The sequence below is a fragment of the Paenibacillus sp. FSL L8-0663 genome, from assembly GCF_038008125.1.
GTDB classification, from domain to species: Bacteria; Bacillota; Bacilli; order Paenibacillales; family Paenibacillaceae; genus Paenibacillus; species Paenibacillus polymyxa_D.
In genome coordinates this window covers 2,260,020-2,281,499 of record NZ_JBBOYM010000001.1, presented here as the reverse complement: position 1 = coordinate 2,281,499, position 21,480 = coordinate 2,260,020, and the positions used below count along the sequence as shown (strand labels likewise).

Genomic DNA, 21,480 nt, shown 5'->3' with positions numbered 1-21,480 from the left:
AGAAAAAGACCGCAAAATAGATGCGGTCTTTTTAAATTTCTTATATCGAACAATCTTACTTTTCTACAATTTTTTTGAATTCGATCATAAAGTCTTTAGGATCTGATTCTACAGTATAAGGGAATACACCTTGTTTCGTATGCAAATAAAGAACACCATGGCCCTGCCCGATACTTTTAAACGATATATCATATACCTCATTGAGAGAAAACTCCCGGTACGCTGATACAATTTTAGTTGTATACAAGTGTAAAACTCGACGATGAATGACTGTTTCCTGTTTTAACGGAGTTACGATCCTTTCCGCTTTGTAATACGGCTGGACTGAAACAATATTGTGCACACGATCCCTCCACATTTATTATCAATCCAGACGGACATGACGCAAATCCTGCACTATGGGCTGCTTTCATTTTGGTTGTTTTGAAGACGTATTTTGTTCCAATACCGGCGCCAACTCATCCTGAACACTGTTTTCCCATAGAGGGACTCCCGAACGGTAGGCAGCTCTTCCATTTAGATGTCCGGCTACGGGAGAAGTGATAAAGACAAATACAATGGCAAGCAGTAATTTGATACTGACCACGTCTACATAAAACAAAAAATAAAGAAAGGCTCCTGTTAATACGCAAAGCACGCCAAGCGTTGCACTTTTGGTTGCGGCGTGAGAACGTAAATAAACATCTGGCAGCCGCATCAATCCAAACGCGCTCAATCCACAGAACAGAGCACCGAGTAAAACAAGGATCGCAATAAGCAACTCACCGATCAAGTTCATCACCCCCAGTATCTATGACGGCGTCTCTTTCTATATATCTCGCCAATGCCGTTGTTCCTATGAACGTCAGTATTCCTATAACAAGAACAATCTCAATAAAATCCTGTGTCCTCAGCTGCATGCAGATCACAGCAATCATAGCTAGCAGATTTATACCTATCGTGTCCAGCGCTGCTACCCTATCCGGACGTGTCGGTCCTTTAATCAAACGGTACAAGCAACCTAATATGGCTAAGGAGAGAATAGCCAGTGATGCAGTCAAAAGTGCCGAAACTATCACTGTGTCACCTCCATGATCGCTTTTTCAAATGTCCCTCTAATTTGCTCAGAAAGCAGTGTCGCGTCCTGTATGTCCATGGCATGAATATACAGCATTTGACCTTCTCCAGATACTTCTAGAGTGAGCGTTCCTGGTGTCAGACAAATGAGGCACGATAAAATAGTGATCTCCCAATCTGACTTTAGGGCGGTCTCATAGGCAAAAATGCCTGGGCGGATCGTCAGCTTCGGGCGGAGAATATGATGGATAACCGCAAAGCTGGAAACGATCAGTTCCCGCATAAACAGAAGTAGCAGCTTTAGGATGGCCCATATACGCTTCAGGTAGAAAGGTTCTGGACGGAATTTACGCAAAACAAGCAATATGGCTATCCCTAGCAGAATGCCCATGGTGAACCGCGACCCTGACCAGTCGTTGTTAAGTAGCATCCAGAGCAACGCAATCATCAGATTTAATAATATTTGAAAGACCATCTTCATCTACTCCTTTATTACAGCTTCGATGTATAGCGCGGGATGAGCCAGCACATCCCCGGCTTGTGCAACATAGGTATAGACCCAATCCGCCCCGATGCCCATCAATATAACCAGAACGAGCAAACCGGCCGCCACAGCATTCACACTTTTTAGCCCTATCCTCGGCAAGTCGCCTTCGGGTTCATTCCCCCAAAATGCAAGCCTGAATACTTTGATCAGCGAATACAGCACAAGGAAACTCGAGCCTAGCCCAATCAAGGATAATGTCAGCATTCCGGCATCCAGTCCGCCCCGAGTGATCAACACTTTACCGGCAAACCCGCTGAGCGGTGGAATACCTACAAGTGCAAGGGCCAGTGTAAAGAACATCCAGCCGATTAAGGGATAGCGTTTGATGAGGCCCCCCATATCTTTTAATTGGTCCGTTCCCGCTGCAGTGATAATGATGCCCCCAAGAATAAACATTAATCCTTTCGCCAACATATCGTGCAGCAAATAGAAAACCGCCCCATTCAATGCATCTGGTGTCGCTGCAGCCAGACCGAAGGCCACAAAACCTACACTGATAATGACGTTGTAATTAAAAATACGGGGAATATCATTATAAGCTACCGCTCCCAGTCCTCCTAGAATCATCGTAGCCGCCGCCATCCAGGCGATCCACGTATGCGTGAGTCCGGGATCATTCACAAAAATAAGAGTAAAGGTCCGAATGATTGCATACAGTCCCACTTTTGTCAGTAACGCACCGAACAAGGCCCTTATAGCAGACGGCGGCGAACTGTAAGAACCCGGCAGCCAGAAAAAGAGGAATAACCCCGCCTTCAATGCGAACACAATCAGGAACAGAACAGCGATCACATTGAGTACGCCGCCCTGCCCCGCTTCAGCAACCCGCTGAGACAAATGAGCCATATTCAGGGTGCCTACAGCCGCATATAGATAAGCAACTGCCGCCACAAAGAGTGTGGAAGACACAATGTTAATAAGCAAATATTTGGATGTTTCCCGAAGCTGGAGCTTCGTTCCCCCCAGTGAAATTAAGGCATAGGAGGAAATCAGCATAACCTCGAAGAAAACGAACAAATTGAACATATCTCCTGTAAGAAATGATCCATAGACACCTACAAGCAGGAAGTGAAAAAAGGTATAGTAATAAAAACGCTCCCGTTCTGCCCCTATACTGCGGAAGGAGTAGAGGAGAATACCCAAGCTTACCACTGAAGCGGTCAGCACAAGCAGAGCCGCAAACATGTCCCCCACGAACACAATGCCATACGGCGGCACCCATCCCCCCATTTGCAAAGTTTGTATCCCCCCGCTATGAATGCGGTAAATCAGCACAAGAGCACTTATAATATTCAAAATGGCGCTAACTGTACTAATGAGCCGCTGAAGCAGAATCTTCTCCTTCAGAAAAATCAATATAACGGCGGTACACAAGGGAATTAAAATCGGTAGTGCCAAGAGATTGGTCATTGTTCTTCCCCCTTAACACTGTCGATTTCATCGGTGCCCAACGTCTGGTATGAGCGGTAAGCAAGCACGAAGAAAAAGGCAGTGACTCCAAAACTGATAACGATAGAGGTCAGAATTAACGCCTGCGGTAAAGGGTCCACATAAGTTTCCGCTTTACCTCCTAATACTGGAGCAGCTCCCGTCTTTAGCCCGGCCATCGTCAGTAGCAGCAGATGGACGCCATGTGTTAGCAAGGAAGTACCCAAAACAATACGCAGAAGACTCTTAGATAGAATCAGGTACACTCCAATTGTAAATAAAATACCGACTGCTACAGCCATAATCAGTTCCATTTCACTCATCCCCCCCTATGGTAAAAATAATACTCATGGTCACACCTACTACAGCCAGGTATACCCCCAGATCAAAGAGGACTGCTGTAGCCAGCTCGGTATCACCCATAATAGGCAGATCGAAATGGCCAAAGGCATGGCTGAGAAAAGGGGCTCCGAAAACAAACGAGCCAGCCGCAGTCAGAATTGCAATGAGCAGCCCCACCGCCGTGATCATGCGGTAATTCACCGGAAGGACTTTACGAACCGTGTCCATTCCGAAGGAGATCGCCATCAAAATAAGCGCAGCTGAAGTCATCAGCGCTCCGATGAAGCCACCTCCCGGATTATTGTGTCCGGCAAAGAACAAATACATTGAGAAGGTGAGAATCACGATTATGATAACCTTGGACAGGGTTCGCAGGATCACATCATTACTCCGGAGCGGAAAGGCAATTCCCCCCCCCTTCTTATTTTTGTTGGCGGGTGAAATACCAGGCTCCATTTTCAAGTTAATCAAGGCATAAATGCCGAGGGATGCAATAGCGAGAACCATAATTTCGAATAAAGTATCGAATCCCCGGAAGTCAACGAGAATGACATTGACTACGTTTTTCCCTCCGGCCAAGGAATAGCTTTCTTTAAGGAAAAACTCCGAAATGGGAGCGAATGGACTACTGCCCATGGCTGCCAGCGCAATGAGTGTCATCGTAATTCCTACACCTACAGCGATAATCAAATTCGGCAATCTAAAGCTCAGACGCTCCTTATCCTTCTTTAACTTTGGAAGATACTTAAAGCACAGAAGGAACAGAATGACGGATACTGTCTCCACGATCATTTGTGTTAACGCAAGATCCGGTGCGCGGAAGATAACAAACAGCAGGGTCACCATGTACCCGACTGCACCGGTGAACAAAATCGCGTTGACCCGCGACTTGGCAAAGGGTACGGCAAACGCTGCTAGAAGCATTACAACAACAATGACAGCCTCATAAAAGGCCAACGGAGCATAGTGGCCCATACCCAGCGATATCCCTTGCGTCCCAAGCATCACACTTCCCAAGGCAATGACGAAAAAGCCAAATATATAAAGCAAATAGTGTCTGTTTGATCCCGTCATATAGAGATTTGTGAAGCGGTTCGATCCACGCTCCAGCACTTGAAGAGATCCATCATACAAGAGATTAAGAAAATTGCTACCGTTCCATTCCCGATCCAGAATCCGCAGTCGGGTGTATCTTCTATAGAGAAGTGTCCCGGCAGCGATAACACCCAGTGTCATGAATATCTCAGGTGTCCAACCATGCCAGAAATGTATGGAGACACCGAAGGTTTCCACTGGCGACAATAGCTCGTTATAGATCGAGCCCATAGCCGGCTCAATCAGAGAATAAGACAAGAGATCAGGAAATAAGCCGAATACCACAGCGAGTGAAACCAGCAGGACTGGGGAAATCAACAGACCCAGCGGTGCTTCATGCGGTATTTTATCGAGCTTCTCCGGCTGAAGCTTACCAGTAAAAGTCTTAAAGACCAGAATCATACTGTAAACAAAAGTGAATACACTGGCAATCCATGCAATCACCGGAATTAGAATCATCCACGACTGTGTATTCAGAACATCCAACTCCCGAATATTCAACACAGCGGTAAAGAACATTTCTTTACTCAGAAAACCGCTGAATGGTGGTAACCCTGCCATGGAGAAAGCCCCCATCAACGCCACAGAAAAGGTGACTGGCATTAAGGACATTAAACCGCCGAGCTTGCGCAGATCCCGAGTGTTCACCTCGTGGTCGACAATACCAACCACCATAAATAGAGAGCCTTTAAAGACGGCATGGTTGATCAGATGAAAGATGGCCGCCGCAGTAGCCGTCGTATAGAATAACGACTCCTCTGTACCAGAAAAAAAGGCAGAAGCCGATCCCAGCCCGAGCAAACACATAATCAGACCGAGCTGACTAATGGTGGAATAGGCAAGCAGAGCTTTAAGATCTGTTTGTTTAATCGCTTTAAACGATCCATAAAAAAGCGTGACCAGACCGGAAAGTGAGACCAACCAGAACCATTCGGACTGACCAGCGAATACGGGGCTAAGACGCGCCACAAGGTATAACCCCGCCTTAACCATTGTAGCTGAATGCAGATAAGCACTGACAGGTGTCGGTGCCTCCATGGCATCGGGCAGCCAGATGTGAAAAGGAAATTGTGCGGACTTAGTGAATGCCCCCAGTAGAATCAGCAGCATCGCCGGAATAAACAACGGGGACTCGGTCAATAAGCCGACTTGGGCTATAATCTCCCGAATGCTGTACGTTCCACTCATTACGTAGAGCAGATTGAACCCCGCGAACATCGCCAGCCCGCCAAAGACAGTGATTAGCATCGACTTCAGCGCTCCATAACGGGATCTTTCCCGTCGGTGCCAAAAGGCGATCAGCAGGAATGAAGTAATACTGGTTAACTCCCAGAATCCATATAGAACCATCAAATTGTCGGACAAAACGACACCAAGCATTGCTCCCATAAACATGAGCAAATAGATGTAGAAATGGCGAATCGCTTCCGTCCGCTTATTAAGATAATAAATGGAATACAAGATCACCAGCGCACCCATCCCCGTAATCAACAGAGCAAACAGCAGGCTGAGTCCATCCAGATGCAACGTAATATCAATCCCAAGCGAAGGCATCCAAGATATAGTTGACATCGTATCATTTCCAGCCTGAATATTCGATATCCTTGTCAGGAAATACAGGAAAAGAGCTGTGGGTACGGGCAAGACTGTCCAACCTGTATGAAAGCGCGAAATGCCCTTGGTCAACGGGATTAGAACAGCCAGCAGAAATGGAATCAAAATTGCAGCATGCAACACAGTCGAGCACTCCCCCTATATAAACTTATTTTTTTGTATATGAACTTCTAGGAATGCGGCTTTACCCATTCACTTTGTAGAATTCTCAAATACTGGGCTTCGCCATTTCTAACGATTTTGAATAGACCGCTGTTGAAATCAGTATCCAGCTCACGAAAAAATATCCCTTTGATCGTATCTTCTCCACCAGGCTCTTCACTCAGTACATAACTTCCATCCTGCTTCACCAAATAAGCGGAAAATCCCTTCTCATGTGAGTGCTCTAAAAGCTCGGGATAACGCTGTACAGCCACAATATGAAGATCAATAGGACCCAGTTGTTCAATCAAATCGTTGACAAAATTACCACGGGTAATCTCTTGCCATAGCGTTTGACTGGACTGGCCGATGATGATTTGAGTAACCTTTTTTTCCTGGGCTGTCTCCACAATCACCTCAGCTGTCTTTTTCCCATTGCATTTACGAATCAGAAACGCTCCTCCAGCATCTTTAGTCTGCTCTTCCCATCCCGAGAGGTATTGTTCCTTGTTTTGGTTGTATTCATGATCTGTGGTTGCATCCACTGTAAGCACATATAAAGGAGCCCCGAGTAACCGGGACAACTCGCTGCCTCTTTGAATTAACCGCTGTCCGTGCGGACCATAATGGACACACACCATAATGCTCTCATTGTTCATCTCCGCCATCATTTTCTCTGCCTCCTGTTTCCAATTTACGAAAAAAACACAAAAAGAGCCCGCTGTTGGCAGGCTCCTCCGGGTAAACCAATATACAATTAGCTTTAATTATATAGTTTACCAGGGAGATTGTAAAGGTAAATCCTTTTGCGTATAGCACCTAGTATAAATGGAGAATATTCATACAAAGGAGTGGTTCACATGTTGATGCGCAAAGTGATGATCTGCACCAGTCTCTTTATCCTGTTGCTTGTCGTGGGCTGGAGACTTGAATATAATATTCATGAAAAAGCAGTTAAGAGCAACCAAAAGTTATCAGCAAATGAAAGTTACAAATTCCGATCAGCCAATTTTGCTGAACCTGTTCTAATAAGCATTCCCTTTCTCCCCCGGGAGTATGTACGAATAGTACGAAAGATTGGTGAATAGTTGTTAGCTTTTTCGATTATCTTTAATATGAACCCTTGACTATAGCCGTTTTGCCAACCACGATTTAGGATAGGACACTAGTATAAAAACAGCAGATCAAGGAGACTATTCCCGATCTGCTGCTTTTTGCCGATGATTTCTAACAAAGAATGATGCTTTATGACGAGTACAAAGTATTATTACCAAGCGTAGGCTTCTGGCGCAGGTTTTCCCGGACCCGGGAAAATCTCATTCAGCTTGGCAAGCACATCTTCGCTCAATTTGACCTCAGGTACCCGTAGAGCATCCTCTAACTGTTCTAAGGTCCGTGGTCCGATAATTGGAGCCGTTACAGCCGGATGGGACAGTACCCAAGCCAGTGCAATCACGTCTTCCTTTTCACCCAGCTCGCGGGACAATGCTGCAAATTGCTCCAGCTTCGCACGATTCTGCTCCACCTTTTCCTTGGCGCGTGCGCTGCGAGAACCAGTACCTGCTAACGCATTCCGTCCCAGCAGTCCGCCCGCCAGCGGGCTCCATGGAATCACACCCAGCCCCAGCTCTTGAGCTGCCGGTAATACTTCAAGCTCGGCGGAACGTTCGTTCAAGTTGTACAAATGCTGCTCGGATACAAGCCCCAGAAAACGTCGTGCCTTCGCTTCGGCCTGCGCCACCGCAATATGCCAGCCCGCAAAATTACTAGAACCGATATAACCAACTTGTCCCCGATCCACCACGGACTCAAATACGCCCCACAGCTCATCCCATGACACGTTTCGGTCAATGTGATGCATTTGGTATAGCTCTACATGGTCGGTCTGCAGACGTTTCAGAGACGCATCCAAATGGCGGCGAATTTTGTAAGCAGATAAGCCTGATCCTGTATTGGGTCCGTCATGTTCATTTTTCATATCTCCGTATACCTTCGTTGCCAACACGACCTTCTCGCGTCTTCCGCCGCCCTGCTGGAACCAACGTCCGATAATTTCCTCTGTCCAACCTTTACGGTCATGGCCATATACATTAGCCGTATCAAAAAAGTTAATGCCCGCATCCAGCGCGGCATCCATAATTTTAAACGCATCCTTTTCTTCGGTTTCTGGTCCGAAATTCATCGTCCCCAGACATAACCGACTAACCTTTAAGCCTGACTTTCCTAAGTATGAATACTCCATACTACCTCCCGCCTTTGCCTAAGGATTTTAAAATTCCGCAAAATTACATGCCAAAAAAAGACCATACTCCGTTTATTCACCAGAACAAACCGCATTGAAACACCCCCAAATGCAATTTAAAGATTGGATAGCGCATGCAAAAAAGCCTCCGCACCATGCCGAAGCATAACATGCGGAGGCCACCTCCCCGTACTACCCGCCGAATGTTAAAGAAAGTGACTTTACGGCGGATGCCAGCAGAGCGGAGGATTTGAATCTGGAGAAGCGGAGCGTTCGCCTTTGCCACGGGATTCTTACCTTTTCATGTCTATCTAATCCAAAGAATCCCGTGGCAACAGCGATCGTAAGATCAAATCCTTCGCGGAGCGGCTCACTTCAGCCCCCGTAACTCATTCTTTTTTTAACAATCAAGGAATTAATTTCGTTTCTTTCGCTCGCTCAGCCATTTTTTTCGTATGCTTGCTGAGCGGCTTCTTCAACACCAATCCAAACAGGAAGCAAACACCGATAAATACAAACAGCATCACCACATCCCGTATCACCGTTGAAGCCAACATCCCTCCTACTGTCTCTCGTAACAGACTAACCGCATAGGTAAATGGTACAAATGGATTCAGCGCCTGAAAGAATGGTGTACTCGTCGCAATCGGAAACGTCCCTCCTGAACTGGAGAATTGAAGCACCAGCAGGATGACCGCCAGTCCCTTGCCGATATTGCCGAACACAGAAACTAGTGTATAGGTCATCGCCGTAAACACCAGACTGATCAGCATAGAGGACAGTACAAAGGCTACTTTGGCATCCACATACGCCCCGAGCAGGAACAAGTCACCGAGAGATACGCTCAGCGCCTGAAAAATACCAATTGTGGAGAATGTCATCAGCCGTCCGAAATACACTTGGTAGCTTTTAAATTGTCCTTCCGGGTCATCCACATCTACCCTGAACATTGATACCAGTAGCATCGCACCTACCCAAATCGACAATGTAGTGTAAAAAGGTGACATCGCAGAACCATAGTTAGGGATTGGATATATCCGTTCCTGCTTCAACGATACCGGACTGCCGAGAAACTCACTTTCCTTTTTCACATCCCCCTTGAGCAATGCAATAGCGCGTCCGAGTGCATTTTCGCCCTTAAGCTTGCGAATGGTATCTGCAGCCTGACGTATGGAATCCTCGGCAGCTGGAAGATCGCTCCTTACAAAATTGGCTACTTGGTGCACCGCTTTTTCCGCTTCAGGAAATTTATTTTCAATTAAGTCAGCCATTTTGACAAACTGTTGTTCCGCTTTGGGCAAATCATTACGCACAAAATCTGCCGCCTGATGAATTTTACTTTTAACCGTCGGCAAATCGTTATTTACGAAGTCTGCTGCTTTGTTCACAGCATTCGTAAACTCGCCCATACGTCCCTGAATCGTTGTCGCCGCTTCATGCAGTTTCTGACGGTATTGTGGCAGATCCTGCTGGAGACGTGTTAGCTCTTGCTGGCCGAATTCTGCTGCAGCCTGTGCGTCATTTAATAGCTTTTCAATATTCGGTAGCTGCTCTTGAGTTGTAGTCAGCACATTGGCAGAATTGCGGGCTACGGATTTGATCTGATCTAGCGCCTTTTGAATGGCGGGTGCATACTCCGTATCATAATTGCCCAAAATGCTGTCAATTCCGCTACTGATTTCTCCAGCAAGGCGATCAGTGTCATCCAGCAGATTTTGCGCAGGCTTTTCACCGCGCTGGATGGCATTCCCGATACTAGTTACTGTGCTATTCAGACGGCGGAAACGATCCTCCACCCCGCTCACACGGGAAATAAGTGAATCCAGAGGTTGACTTGGCAAATATCCGTTCACACGGTTCAGCAATTGAGATATATGATCCAGCACCCCCACGGCAGTTGTCAGCCTACCGCTGACACGATTCACCGCAGCTTGTGCTGCTTTAGGATCAAAATCCACACCACGAATGATGTCTGTAATCTGAGAAACCTCATTCGCAATTTGTTGTACCAGTTGTAAATCTTCTTTAACTACTGTACCTATCGAATCAAGCGCACCCTCATTTTTGTCCAGAAATTCAAGTAAACCGTTTGTAAAGTCCTTGCCTGTGTCCGCTATCTGCTGTACTTCTGGCAGTGCCTTCTGGGCAGCATTAATAACTTTAAGAGCCGTTTGCATGTCCTCTAGGGCGGTGGTCAGTGCGCTTTCTACCTTGCTAAAATTTTGATCCAGTTCAACAATTCGATCACCAGCCTTTTGAATATCAGGTAGTCTTTTTTGGATATCTAAAATAACAGCGGCTACCTTGTCCAGCTCAGGCATGTTTTTGTCAATTTTGAGCACCAGGTCACCGGCGCGGTTAATTTCAGGAATTTTCTCCTTCAATGCGATAATCTTTTGTCCCTGCGCCTTAATTTTCGGCAAATTTTGCTCCAGCTTCAAGGCCTGTTTGCCCAACCTATCGATATCCGGTAGTCGATTATTTAGCTCCAACACCCGGTTTTCAATATTACGAATTGTCGGGAGTTCCTCCTCCAACTTTACTCCAGCTTCCTTCAACTTCGTCAATACCGCCTGGCTGGCAGTTTCAATAAAGTTTTGGCTAATCTGGTTCGTCAGAGAAGTTGCCCCCGAAGATGTAATTTTCGGAGCTACTGCATTAATTTTTTCATTTACGGCGTAATCAATTTCCGGCTTTTGCGGATTTTCCGTCAGCACACTCGTAATTTTCTCTGAAAAGTCTTTCGGGATCAGCAGGCTGGCATAATAATCACCATCCAACACACCTTTCCGTGCTTCCGCTTCATTGACAAAAGTCCAACCCAGCTTCTTGTTATTTTTAAGGTTATGCAAAACCTCATCGCCGATATTAATCTTCTTACCATTCACTTCTGCACCCTGATCTTGGCTGGTTACTGCAATTTTAATTCCAGATGTATTCGCATATGGATCCCACATCGCTTTCAAATTCACCCATGCATAGACGGAAGGCAAAAGAATGATGCCAATAACTAATAAAGTCCCGGTCGATACTTTGAATACATTTCTCCAGTCTGTTAAGTAGATTTGCCATATCTTCCGCAACTTCATCACTCCTTGTATGTACATTAACCTGTCGTCCATTGTTGTATGCACACGTATTGTAAACGATTCGAGCGAATGAAGCCAACCCTGTTACAATATATGCCAAAAGCGTATGGGTCTTATAGAGATCAAAGGCTTTTTCTTGCCCCAACTCAAAGAAGCCCTTCGGACCTAATAAATAGGCTCGAAGAGCTTCTTTCTTATACATAGTTATCCATTCTTCAGCAGTCTGGCCGCCGAAAATGCTGCGCCATGACGCAACTTCCGCTTCTCCAACCGTTTGTGCAGCGAACGATTATACAGAACCTGAATGACAAAATACGAGATAATGCCCAGCACCACACCGAAAATCGACATGCCGATCAGGATGTGCAAGCCTCCGTGCAACAAGTCTCTGAATACAGACCAGTTGCCGTGAAACAGCTCCATAAAAGAATGCTCGTGAAGTCGTCCACCCCTAACATGTACCGGATAATGAGATGGATAAATCCAAGCCCCCACTTGCTTGGCGAATGGCATCAGTACAATTGGTAAAAAGGTTAGCTTACCTACAACGTTACCCACAATGGCCGCAGGCAGCGATCCGCCAGAGAGACGAACAATCGGATAAAAAACAAGGTATACCAGAGAAGCCGTGGAAATCACAATCATCTCCAGCGCAAAGCCAATGGCGAAGCCCAAGGAGATCTTTTTAACTCCTCCAGGGGCGCGCAACAGCTTGATGAAATTCAGCCGAATCGCACGCCCTATATTTTGAAACATATTATAGTTCTTCTTCGATTTATGAGGTTTGAGCCTTTTCGGATTGAGCTTTATCAATAGGAGGACTCCTTCAACAGTACAATTCAAGTTCAGGAATGAGTATTTACAGCTCCCATCCTTACTTATGTCTATACTGTCATTATAACCCTCAGCGTTCGAAAAGCAATGCTATTCCGCCTGTTTCGCCGTTTTAGGACAGAATTCGCTTGTAGACATCGTTCTGGAGAGGTACAATGTCCCAAATCTCAGCCGCGTATTGCTGAATCGTACAATCACTAGAAAATTTACCGGAGTGTGCCATATTGACAATAGCACGCCGAGCCCACTCCGAGGGATTCCGATACACCTGTTCAATATGAACCTGCGTATCCACATAGGCTGCGAAGTCCTTGAGCACAAAGTATTCATCATTATGATCAATCAGGGATTGATAAATGGCCTCAAATTCCCGTTCATGCCGCGTAAAAGGAGCATCGTTCACGAGTTGATCCAGCACTTCACGCAGTCTTTCGTCACTGTTGGCTGTTTTGCGCGCCGAATACTGGCCGTCCCGGTAATATGCCTCGATCTGATCCACCTTCAATCCAAAAATGAACATGTTGGCATCGCCTACCATTTCATGCATTTCAACATTGGCTCCGTCCAATGTACCTATTGTGAGCGCACCGTTCATCATAAATTTCATATTGCCTGTGCCTGAAGCTTCTTTGCCTGCCGTGGAAATCTGCTCACTGACATCCGCCGCAGGAATAATCAGCTCCGCCAGTGAGACCGAATAATTTTCAAGGAAAACGACTTTCAGCTTGTCCTTGACTTCCACATCTCGATTGATCGTGTCCGCCACGTTATTAATGAGCTTGATCGTCTGTTTGGCGAGAAAATAACCGGGTGCGGCTTTGGCTCCAAAAATAAATGTGCGTGGCGTCACATCCAGGCCCGGATTACTTTTAAGCTGGTTGTATAGATGCATCACATGCAAAATATTGAGCAGCTGTCGCTTATAACCATGCAACCGTTTGACCTGTACATCAAAAATGGAGGACGTATCCAATCGCACGCCCTGTTTTGCAAAAACATACTCAGCAAGCCTGACTTTATTATTTCGCTTAATCGCATGTATCCGTTCTTTGAACGTCTCGTCCCCACTGTAACGAAGCAGGTCGATGAGCTCCCTTGGACGGGTCCTCCAGCGTGTGCCGATCGTCTCATCGTACAAGCTTGCCAGCTCCGGGTTGGCGTGCATCAGCCAGCGGCGATGGGCAATCCCGTTTGTTTTATTGTTAAAACGGTCAGGGTACAGCTCGTGAAACGACTTCATCTCTCGTTCCTTTAATATTTGCGTATGCAGCGCAGCCACCCCATTAACGCTGTAGCTACCGACGATTGCCAAGTGGGCCATACGGATTTGTTCACCGTGAATAATCGCCATTTCACCAATTTTGATGTCCTGGCCTGGGTAACGCTCCAGTAGCATAGCGCAATAACGTTTGTTAATTTCTTCAATGATTAAAGAAATACGAGGAAGCAGCTCCCGTACCATATTAACAGGCCATTGTTCCAACGCCTCACTTAATATCGTATGATTCGTATATGAAACGGTTCGCGTCGTAATATCCCATGCTTCGTCCCAGCCCAAGCCCTTCACGTCCATCAGAATACGCATCAGTTCCGGAATAACTAGGGTCGGATGTGTATCGTTAATGTGCAGTGCTATTTTATCGGGCAAATGGCTATAAGGTAAACGAAGCTTCTCAAACGTACGCAAAATACTTTGTAATCCGGCCGAGCACAGGAAATACTGCTGCTTCAAGCGAAGCAGCTTTCCCTCATAATTGGAGTCGTCCGGATATAGAAATGCGGAGATAGATTCCACCGATCGATTGTAGTCGAGAAAGCGGTAATAACCGCCTTCGCCTCGAATCGGTCCTCGAACGGGATCAAGCGCTGATTCCGCACTCCAAATCCGCAGCGTATTCACCTGTGTATGACCATAGCCTACCAGCGGAATATCGTAAGGGACAGCCCAAACCGTTTCAGCATCCTTTGTCTCGAATACAAGACGTCCCTCCTGTTCGTGGGTTTCCACTCTTCCCCAAAAATGAACCTCGACCTTTTTATCAGGACGACGTTCCTCCCAGACATTCCCTTTCTGTAGCCAGTAATCCGGCAGTTCAACCTGATTGCCGTCCACAATACGCTGTTCAAACAGACCATATTTATACCGGATGCCGCAGCCATGTCCTGCATAGCCAAGGGATGCCAGCGAGTCCATGAAGCAAGCCGCCAGACGGCCGAGACCCCCATTGCCTAGCCCCGCGTCCGCCTCCTGTTCTTCAATTTCCTCCAGATCCCAGCCCAGTTCACCCAATGCCTGCCGAACCATATCCAGTACGCCCAAATTCAGCAGATTACTGCCCAGTAGACGACCTATCAAAAATTCCAGGGAAAAATAATAAATCTGCTTCTCTTGTCCTTCTTTATAGGCTTGGTTCGTTTCTGCCCAATTCTTGCCGACTTGTTCACGAATCATGCCACCCAAAACCTTATATACGTCTTCCGACTGAGCCTCCTGCAGCGGTTTGCCCAGCCTTCCGACCAGTTGCTCTCGAAAAGCCTGCTTAAATGCTTCTTTATTGCTGAACAAAGTTGTACCTCCTGTTATTTCCGTTTTAATGGCTAAGTATATCCTTTAAATTACGCTATTCTTGGCAATGACATAGGGAACTCTAATGTCTCCAATCAGAGTTCGATCTGGTGAAAGCTGTACATCTTTATCTAAAACCACATTCTCCACAACTGCCCCTTTACGGATGACACATTTTTGCATAATAATCGAGTTGCTTACCCGCGCACCCTCCTCCACCCGCACTCCACGGAAAAGAATACTATTCTCGACCTTGCCTCCAATGGTGCAGCCATTGGCAACAAGTGAATGATCCACCTCGGCGCTGTGCGTATAGCGGGTCGGGGCTTCATACTTGATTTTGGTGTGCAGCGGCTGATTCTGAAACAGGGCTTGATACTGCTGCTGATCCAACAGCTTCATGCTATTTTTATAGTAGCTCTCAATAGAATTAATAACCGCATGATAACCTTCATAACGATACGCATAAATACGCAGTCCACTTGGGTTTTTCTGGATGGCATCACGAAAGAAATGATTATCCTGATGGGCAATGCAATGCTTCACCTGATCCAGATACAAGTCTTTGTCCATCACAAACATCTCCAGATAAATGTTATGATGATCCTGCTCCTGATGAATACCCGTCACTCGTCCGTTCTCATCAATCTCCAGTCGTGCACAAGGATCATGCTCAGATTCTAGCTGGTCTATGGGTTTATATACAAGGGTAACATCTGCATTTTTCTCCTGATGATAACGGTATACATCCTCGATATCCACCTTATTGACATGCTGAGTTCCTGCGTGAATAATGGTTTGCCCCGATGAGCGATGGAAAAAGTCCAGATTGTTGTGCACATGCTGCAAATCTCCACGCGATGCATCCGTCGGATCATTCCAGTCCGGTGGCAAAATAAACAACCCGCCCCGTCTGCGGTCTAAATCCCAAGGCCGACCTTCGCCCAGATGATCCAGCAGCGAACGGTATTTGCGGCGGATAAACAGTGCAATATCATGCACCCCTGCATGCATCATATTGGATAAGGTAAAATCAATGAGCCGATATCGACTAGCAAAGGGGACTGCGGCCCCGCACCGGAAATAGGTCAACTCCTTCAACTGATCCAGTTCGTGATCCAGGTTGATAACTCCAATGAGTCGACTCATAGCAGACACCGTCCTTATCCGGGTTAAATTCGTGCATGAAGCTGGCTTTCCTGATCGAACAAAATAATCTCATCAGAACTATCTTCAGGTCCAATAAACGCGTTGTCTTCAATAACGATGTTCTCATTCACGATAGCCCGGTGAATACGTACATTGCGCCCAATTTTTACGTTCGGCATGATGACAGAATCGGTAATGACACTCCCTTCACCTACTTCGACCCCATAAAATAGTACAGAATGCCTTACTTCTCCATCCACCATGCAACCTTCATTTACAATGCTGTTTTTGAGGATCGCCCGTTGGGTTATATACTGGGCCGGTTGATTGGGGCTGCGAGTATAGATGCGCCAGAAAGGATCGTTCAGATCCAAAGGCGGATCCTGAACCAGAAGATCCATGTTGGACTCCCACAAGCTCTGAATGGTACCCACATCCTTCCAGTACCCAGCAAACGGGTACGCATACAGCGACCGGCCATGCTGAAGCAACAATGGAATGATATCCTTGCCAAAATCATGTGAGGACTCAGAATCGCTTGCGCTTTCCAGTAAATAGCGACGCAACACTTCCCATTTGAACAAATAAATACCCATGGAGGCCAATGTACTTTTCGGCTGTTCAGGCTTCTCCTCAAAGTCATATATCTTCAGATCATCGTCGGCGTTCAGGATTCCAAATCGTTTGGCTTCCTGAATCGTGACATTGATAACAGAAATGGTGCAGTCTGCTCCCTTCTCCTTGTGATAGTGGAGCATTCGACTGTAGTCCATTTTATAAATGTGATCCCCTGACAGAATGAGTACATGCTCCGGGTCATACTGGTCCAAGAAATGCAGGTTTCGATATATTGCATCCGCCGTGCCCCTATACCAGTTGTTTCCATCTTCTTTCTCGTGCGGAGGTAAAACGAACACTCCTCCATCCAGACGATCCAAATCCCAGTCGCTGCCTACGCCGATATAGGAATGGAGCACCAACGGCTCGTATTGGGTCAATACACCTACAGTGTCTATACCAGAATGAGTGCAATTGCTGAGAGGGAAATCAATAATGCGGTAAGTTCCTCCAAAAAATACTGCCGGTTTGGCTAGTGTACGAGTAAGTCCTTTGAGTCTTTTGCCTTGTCCGCCGGCGAGCAGCATGGCAACCACTTCCTTCTTTCTCATAACAAAGACCTCCCTGTCATGTGCGTCTGAAGCCATTGTGGCGGGATATTTGATAATATCCATTAAACATGAAAAGACAGTCGTAATCGTTTCATTGGCGAAGGAACGGGTAAGATGTGATGGAGAAGGGTAAATCATAGTTATGCGGAACGAGTGCAAGGAATCACTAAATCGTAAAATCCCGTTCATCTTTTCACATTTTGGATGCTTTTAAGCATTTGGGTATGACAACATGATCATAAGGAGGCGTACTTTATGAAGAATAAGAAATGGGTGGTAGCAGCATTGGGAATGGGTGTGACGTATCTGATGAAAAATAAAGGGGCACGCGATAAGGTATTGAATAAGGTACAGACTATTGTCAATCGTGCGAAAACCTCTGCAAAATCGTAAAATCTTAAAGCTAGAAAAAAGCGAGCCTCTCTGAATCATGGTTCAGGGAGGCTTTTCTCTGCGTCTACAAACAAATTATTGTTCGAGGCTGTATCCGTAGACGGTCAGGCATTCTCCTTATGTTCTTCTACTTCCATGATATGTTCAACGGTAAAGGTTCGATGCGTCCATTCGGAAGAACGGTAAGCCTCTAGGAGACCGAAGGTACGAATTTTCTCCTTGTCCACCTTTTTAAAGGTATGAGTAATCCCTACCTTGCCCTTGAAAGGAAAAAAGGAGAGACCTACAGTCTGATCCGATAGCCACTCGGCCCAAACTCGCCCGCTTTCATGACGAACAGCCGGGAAGCTCAAACCTTCAGCAAACCATTCATATTCTACTGTAGGCGTACCCGGCTCTCGACTGCACAAAAACAGACTCAATTCGTCGCAAAACAACATTCTCCGTACATCCGTCCGCACTTGATGGTCGAAGGTTACGCCACATGCCAGCTCCTGTTTGAGCCTCAGACGACGCTGTTCCTCCGCTTCCTGATAAGCATGCGTAATCTGCTTGTCCTGAGCATTTTGATGCTCGGTCCGCCCGACTAGCTCCTTGTACATCAAGCTACACAGCAACGCAGCATACGTGTTTCCTTGTTCGACTTCATCAATCCCAAGACGATAGAAAACAAAACGTGGACTGAGCGGAAAATCAATAAATGTATAAGGTACTGACATATGATCATTCCAGAAAGGAGCAGCGTCTAACTGTATCCAACCCCGATCATGCTCCCTTGCTGCATATACAAAATCCTGCTTATGACGTCTATTCTTGAAGGCACTCTCTTCCCATTGTAAAGCCAACTCACCTGAAATATGGGCATGGTCATGCTGCGTCGTCATGATATAAGCTTGGTCCGTTTCATAAATAACCATATGCTCTCCCCTTCCGTTCGGCGATTCGTGTGATTGTGTACAAACTCTCTGATTGAAGGTCATGGTTATGCATACGTTTATTATATCAGGATAAGGGTAAAAAGGCAGTGGAGTTTTCCCCCTCTTTATATCTAATTACCCCTTTGATTCTGCACTCGAAACTGCTGCGGGCTCATCCCCTCCAGCTCACGAAACACTTTGTTAAAGTGCTTTGCATTGTCAAAGCCCACGTTAGCCGCAATTTCATAGATCCTGCCCCCTTGACACTCCAGCAGCTTTTTGGCTTCTGTAATGCGCAGCCTTTTTACATATTGAACAAAGCTGAGGCCTGTATAAGCTTTGAACGCCTGACTAAAATACGTATAATTCAAGGATACTGAGTTGGATACTACTGCCATATTCAAATCCTCGCTGTAATGAGCGTGGATATATTGGATAGCACGTGTCATACTACCACTTCTATCGACGTTGGCACTCGCGCCAGCTAGTCTATCTTTCTCTACGCCGACAACACTATCGTATGTGAGGGGGTTCCTCTCCTTCAATTCCTCATTCAAAACTGCCAGTGCACCGAACAGTTCCTCCCTTACGATCGGCTTGAGTAAATACTCCCGTGCCCCACAGCGAATCGCTTCGCGCGCATACTGGAACTCGTCATATCCACTGAGAATGATCACCGAAGGCCTGCGTTCCGGCTCCAGCTCACGAATATGCTGCATCAGCATAATGCCATCCATAATAGGCATACGGATATCCGTTATCACCAACTCGGGCAAAAACTGCTTCACATGCTGCCAGGCTTCCCTTCCGTCCTTGACCAGTACACATTCATAGAGACCGGAAAATTCCCGTTCGATCATAGCTTGAAGTCCCATTCGAATATTTTTCTCGTCATCCGCAATCAACAGCTTGGTCGTCATGGTCCGTCCCCCTCATCATGTAACGTCTAGGCAAAATCAGGGTCACTGTCGTCGATTGTCCGTGGATGCTGTCCAGTCTTATGCCATACTCTTCGCCATACTGCATACTTAAACGGCGATGCACATTATACAAACCGATTCCCCCATTCATCCCGGGCTCGTGGAAATCCATATTCGTTCGCGCTAGACCAGCCATGATGGCGTTTCTTCTTTCTTCAGATATCCCCACTCCGTTATCCTGTATACGCAATTCTATGATATCCTGCTTAGAGCAGGCTTCAATCGTGATGCTGAATGGGCTTTGCAATGTACTCCACCCGTGCTTGATAGCATTTTCGACTACAGGCTGCAGCGACATTTTCAGCATCTCCAGTTCCATAAACGCCGACGATAGATGAATTTCCAATCCAATTTGGTTATCGTGGCGAATGTTCATGATGGCCACGTAATGCTGGATATGTCGGATTTCATCCCGCAACGCAACACACGACCCGGACCATTGGAGATTATAACGCATCATCGAGCCAAGGGAGGTAAGGGCATCCGACAGCGGATACTGCCGTTCTATCTCCGCCATCATTTTTAAATTTTCCAATGTATTATAGAGAAAGTGGGAATCAATCTGATGCTTGAGCGCTAGCAGTTCAGCTTCTTGAGCAGTGGCCTGCTTGTGTACTGCCTCGGCAATGAGCCCGTTAATTCGACTCAGCAGACTGCGAAAATATAAAGCCAGCTCAGCCACTTCTCCCCGTCCATATACTGGAATCTTAAGCTGAAAGTCACCCTCCTGCTCTACTTTTTTCATGGATTCACGCAGGGTATGTAGCTGCTTGAGAATGAAGGCATGCAAGGTATAGGAAATGACGGACATAAACAAAATCAGCATACTAATAATGAGCAGCATGGCATTGCGTTTCTGACGGAGATCACCCAGCGGACCGTCCAGCGCCACCACATTTAGCAGGTAGGCGTCCAACCCTTCTATATAACGATACAAACCAAGATAAGGCTTATTCCCATAGGTAAAGTCAAAAACACCACCCTGTCCCTGAACGCGGGACTGTAACAGATGGTGCACATGGGACAGAGGGATCGGAATGGGATCAGGTTGAAAGGAAGCTGTAGCTATATCGGTAGAAGACACTAATTTTCCACCGTTTGAGATGGAATCCCCGCCGTTCAGAATGAACATTTGCCATGCGCGATTACGTTGCGGGATTCCAAATACCCTAGGTGAAAATAGCTCCAGCCTCATATTTGTTTCTACCAACCCCGCGTGTCTTCCTCCAGTAGACTGAATTTCACGCAGCAGTGCCATATACTGCACTGTCTCACTTTCCTGGCGGGATTGTCCCCCAAGTAAGCTTTTCGGCCCCTTGTACATATCCCACCATATTTTCCCTTGTCGGAGTTGAGCCGCTTTCAGCCAGGAAGCCTTAGGCAATCGTGATTCTTTGAAAATCATCGGCCATATTTCATGCGTCTGGGGATTATTGGTATACAGTCGAATGTTCTCTACATTGGGATTACTGTACAGCAAGTGCTGTAAATTTGGAAACACATTCAAGTTGAATTGGACTAGCTCATCGCTGCTTATTTCACGTTCCTCGGTTAGATAATGAAGCACGTTGCGATCTGAGATCGCAAGCTGTGCGGTTCGCTCCATAATTTCCATATTGCTATGAATATGGGCCAGCTCTGTATCCAACACATACTGATTTTGTACGGTAATGTCTTTCATTGTATTCTCGTACAGTTGGTGAAAGGTATATAGCGAGAACAATACCACCGGGATTAAAATGACGCCGATATACGCGACAATGAGCTTAACTTGAAGGGAACAACCGCCAAGCCGATCGGTCGTTCCCGTCATCCACTGCCATATCGTGCGGCGCAGCAGGCTCTTCATCTGTGAACGTGCACGGCCTGGCATGTAATCACATCCTTAGGGGTTCAATAGATTAAGTTATTGAATTAA

19 protein-coding genes are annotated in these 21,480 nt (G+C 46.4%); 2 read left to right on the top strand and 17 right to left on the bottom strand.

Annotated elements, in window-relative coordinates; genetic code table 11:
* Positions 1–55 precede the first annotated feature (55 nt).
* From MKY75_RS10505 to MKY75_RS10470, 8 genes are all read right to left on the bottom strand, one after another.
* Positions 56–343 carry a hypothetical protein gene (locus MKY75_RS10505; RefSeq protein WP_223822054.1) on the bottom strand — a complete coding sequence of 96 codons (288 nt, stop codon included), beginning with the start codon at positions 341–343 and terminating at the stop codon, positions 56–58.
* Positions 344–409: 66 nt separating this feature from the next.
* Positions 410–778 (bottom strand): monovalent cation/H(+) antiporter subunit G, encoded by a 369-nt coding sequence (gene mnhG, locus MKY75_RS10500; protein ID WP_165147318.1) that lies wholly within the window; start codon positions 776–778, stop codon positions 410–412.
* The gene (locus MKY75_RS10495; protein WP_340887085.1) at positions 762–1,055 is read right to left on the bottom strand and encodes a Na(+)/H(+) antiporter subunit F1; all 294 of its coding nucleotides are present in this window, start codon (positions 1,053–1,055) and stop codon (positions 762–764) included. Before MKY75_RS10495 ends, mnhG begins: the two co-directional genes overlap by 17 nt.
* A complete protein-coding gene (locus tag MKY75_RS10490; protein ID WP_165147321.1) occupies positions 1,055–1,531 on the bottom strand; it encodes a Na+/H+ antiporter subunit E in 477 nt (158 codons plus the stop codon). The genes MKY75_RS10495 and MKY75_RS10490 overlap by 1 nt, the downstream gene beginning before the upstream one ends.
* A 6-nt stretch (positions 1,532–1,537) precedes the next feature.
* Entirely contained in the window at positions 1,538–3,013 is a 1,476-nt protein-coding gene (locus MKY75_RS10485; RefSeq protein ID WP_340885178.1) for a Na+/H+ antiporter subunit D, read from the bottom strand.
* Entirely contained in the window at positions 3,010–3,345 is a 336-nt protein-coding gene (locus MKY75_RS10480; RefSeq protein WP_134902158.1) for a Na(+)/H(+) antiporter subunit C, read from the bottom strand. The genes MKY75_RS10485 and MKY75_RS10480 overlap by 4 nt, the downstream gene beginning before the upstream one ends.
* 1 nt (position 3,346) lies before the next feature.
* Positions 3,347–6,205: a Na+/H+ antiporter subunit A gene (locus MKY75_RS10475; protein ID WP_340885175.1), complete on the bottom strand. Its 2,859-nt coding sequence runs from the start codon at positions 6,203–6,205 to the stop codon at positions 3,347–3,349.
* 47 nt (positions 6,206–6,252) lie between these two features.
* Complete coding sequence (locus MKY75_RS10470; protein ID WP_165147333.1) at positions 6,253–6,894, bottom strand: universal stress protein; 642 nt, start codon at positions 6,892–6,894, stop codon at positions 6,253–6,255.
* Positions 6,895–7,083: 189 nt separating this feature from the next.
* On the opposite strand from MKY75_RS10470, the gene MKY75_RS10465 reads away from it, so the two are divergent.
* Entirely contained in the window at positions 7,084–7,311 is a 228-nt protein-coding gene (locus MKY75_RS10465; RefSeq protein ID WP_165147336.1) for a hypothetical protein, read from the top strand.
* A gap of 179 nt (positions 7,312–7,490) precedes the next feature.
* Here the strand turns inward: MKY75_RS10465 and MKY75_RS10460 are convergent, their stop codons facing one another.
* The 6 genes from MKY75_RS10460 to MKY75_RS10435 form a co-directional block, all read right to left on the bottom strand.
* Complete coding sequence (locus MKY75_RS10460) at positions 7,491–8,465, bottom strand: aldo/keto reductase (RefSeq protein WP_340885174.1); 975 nt, start codon at positions 8,463–8,465, stop codon at positions 7,491–7,493.
* A 407-nt stretch (positions 8,466–8,872) separates the two neighbouring features.
* Positions 8,873–11,548, bottom strand: coding sequence for a YhgE/Pip domain-containing protein (locus MKY75_RS10455; RefSeq protein WP_340885172.1), 2,676 nt, complete (start codon positions 11,546–11,548; stop codon positions 8,873–8,875).
* Positions 11,549–11,758: 210 nt separating this feature from the next.
* The gene (locus tag MKY75_RS10450; RefSeq protein ID WP_049817076.1) at positions 11,759–12,310 is read right to left on the bottom strand and encodes a DUF2062 domain-containing protein; all 552 of its coding nucleotides are present in this window, start codon (positions 12,308–12,310) and stop codon (positions 11,759–11,761) included.
* Positions 12,311–12,500: 190 nt separating this feature from the next.
* Positions 12,501–14,954 carry a glycogen/starch/alpha-glucan phosphorylase gene (locus MKY75_RS10445; protein WP_340885170.1) on the bottom strand — a complete coding sequence of 818 codons (2,454 nt, stop codon included), beginning with the start codon at positions 14,952–14,954 and terminating at the stop codon, positions 12,501–12,503.
* 45 nt (positions 14,955–14,999) lie between these two features.
* Positions 15,000–16,103 carry a glucose-1-phosphate adenylyltransferase subunit GlgD gene (glgD, locus tag MKY75_RS10440; protein WP_340885168.1) on the bottom strand — a complete coding sequence of 368 codons (1,104 nt, stop codon included), beginning with the start codon at positions 16,101–16,103 and terminating at the stop codon, positions 15,000–15,002.
* Positions 16,104–16,126: 23 nt separating this feature from the next.
* Entirely contained in the window at positions 16,127–17,272 is a 1,146-nt protein-coding gene (locus MKY75_RS10435) for a glucose-1-phosphate adenylyltransferase (protein WP_340885165.1), read from the bottom strand.
* Between the two features lie 255 nt (positions 17,273–17,527).
* On the opposite strand from MKY75_RS10435, the gene MKY75_RS10430 reads away from it, so the two are divergent.
* Entirely contained in the window at positions 17,528–17,665 is a 138-nt protein-coding gene (locus tag MKY75_RS10430; RefSeq protein ID WP_023988334.1) for a hypothetical protein, read from the top strand.
* A gap of 104 nt (positions 17,666–17,769) precedes the next feature.
* On the opposite strand, the gene MKY75_RS10425 is transcribed toward MKY75_RS10430, so the two are convergent.
* From MKY75_RS10425 to MKY75_RS10415, 3 genes are all read right to left on the bottom strand, one after another.
* The gene (locus MKY75_RS10425; protein ID WP_029519094.1) at positions 17,770–18,582 is read right to left on the bottom strand and encodes a DUF3891 family protein; all 813 of its coding nucleotides are present in this window, start codon (positions 18,580–18,582) and stop codon (positions 17,770–17,772) included.
* A 131-nt stretch (positions 18,583–18,713) separates the two neighbouring features.
* A complete protein-coding gene (locus MKY75_RS10420; RefSeq protein WP_340885164.1) occupies positions 18,714–19,502 on the bottom strand; it encodes a response regulator transcription factor in 789 nt (262 codons plus the stop codon).
* Positions 19,474–21,435, bottom strand: coding sequence for a sensor histidine kinase (locus tag MKY75_RS10415; protein ID WP_340885162.1), 1,962 nt, complete (start codon positions 21,433–21,435; stop codon positions 19,474–19,476). The genes MKY75_RS10420 and MKY75_RS10415 overlap by 29 nt, the downstream gene beginning before the upstream one ends.
* Positions 21,436–21,480 lie beyond the last annotated feature (45 nt).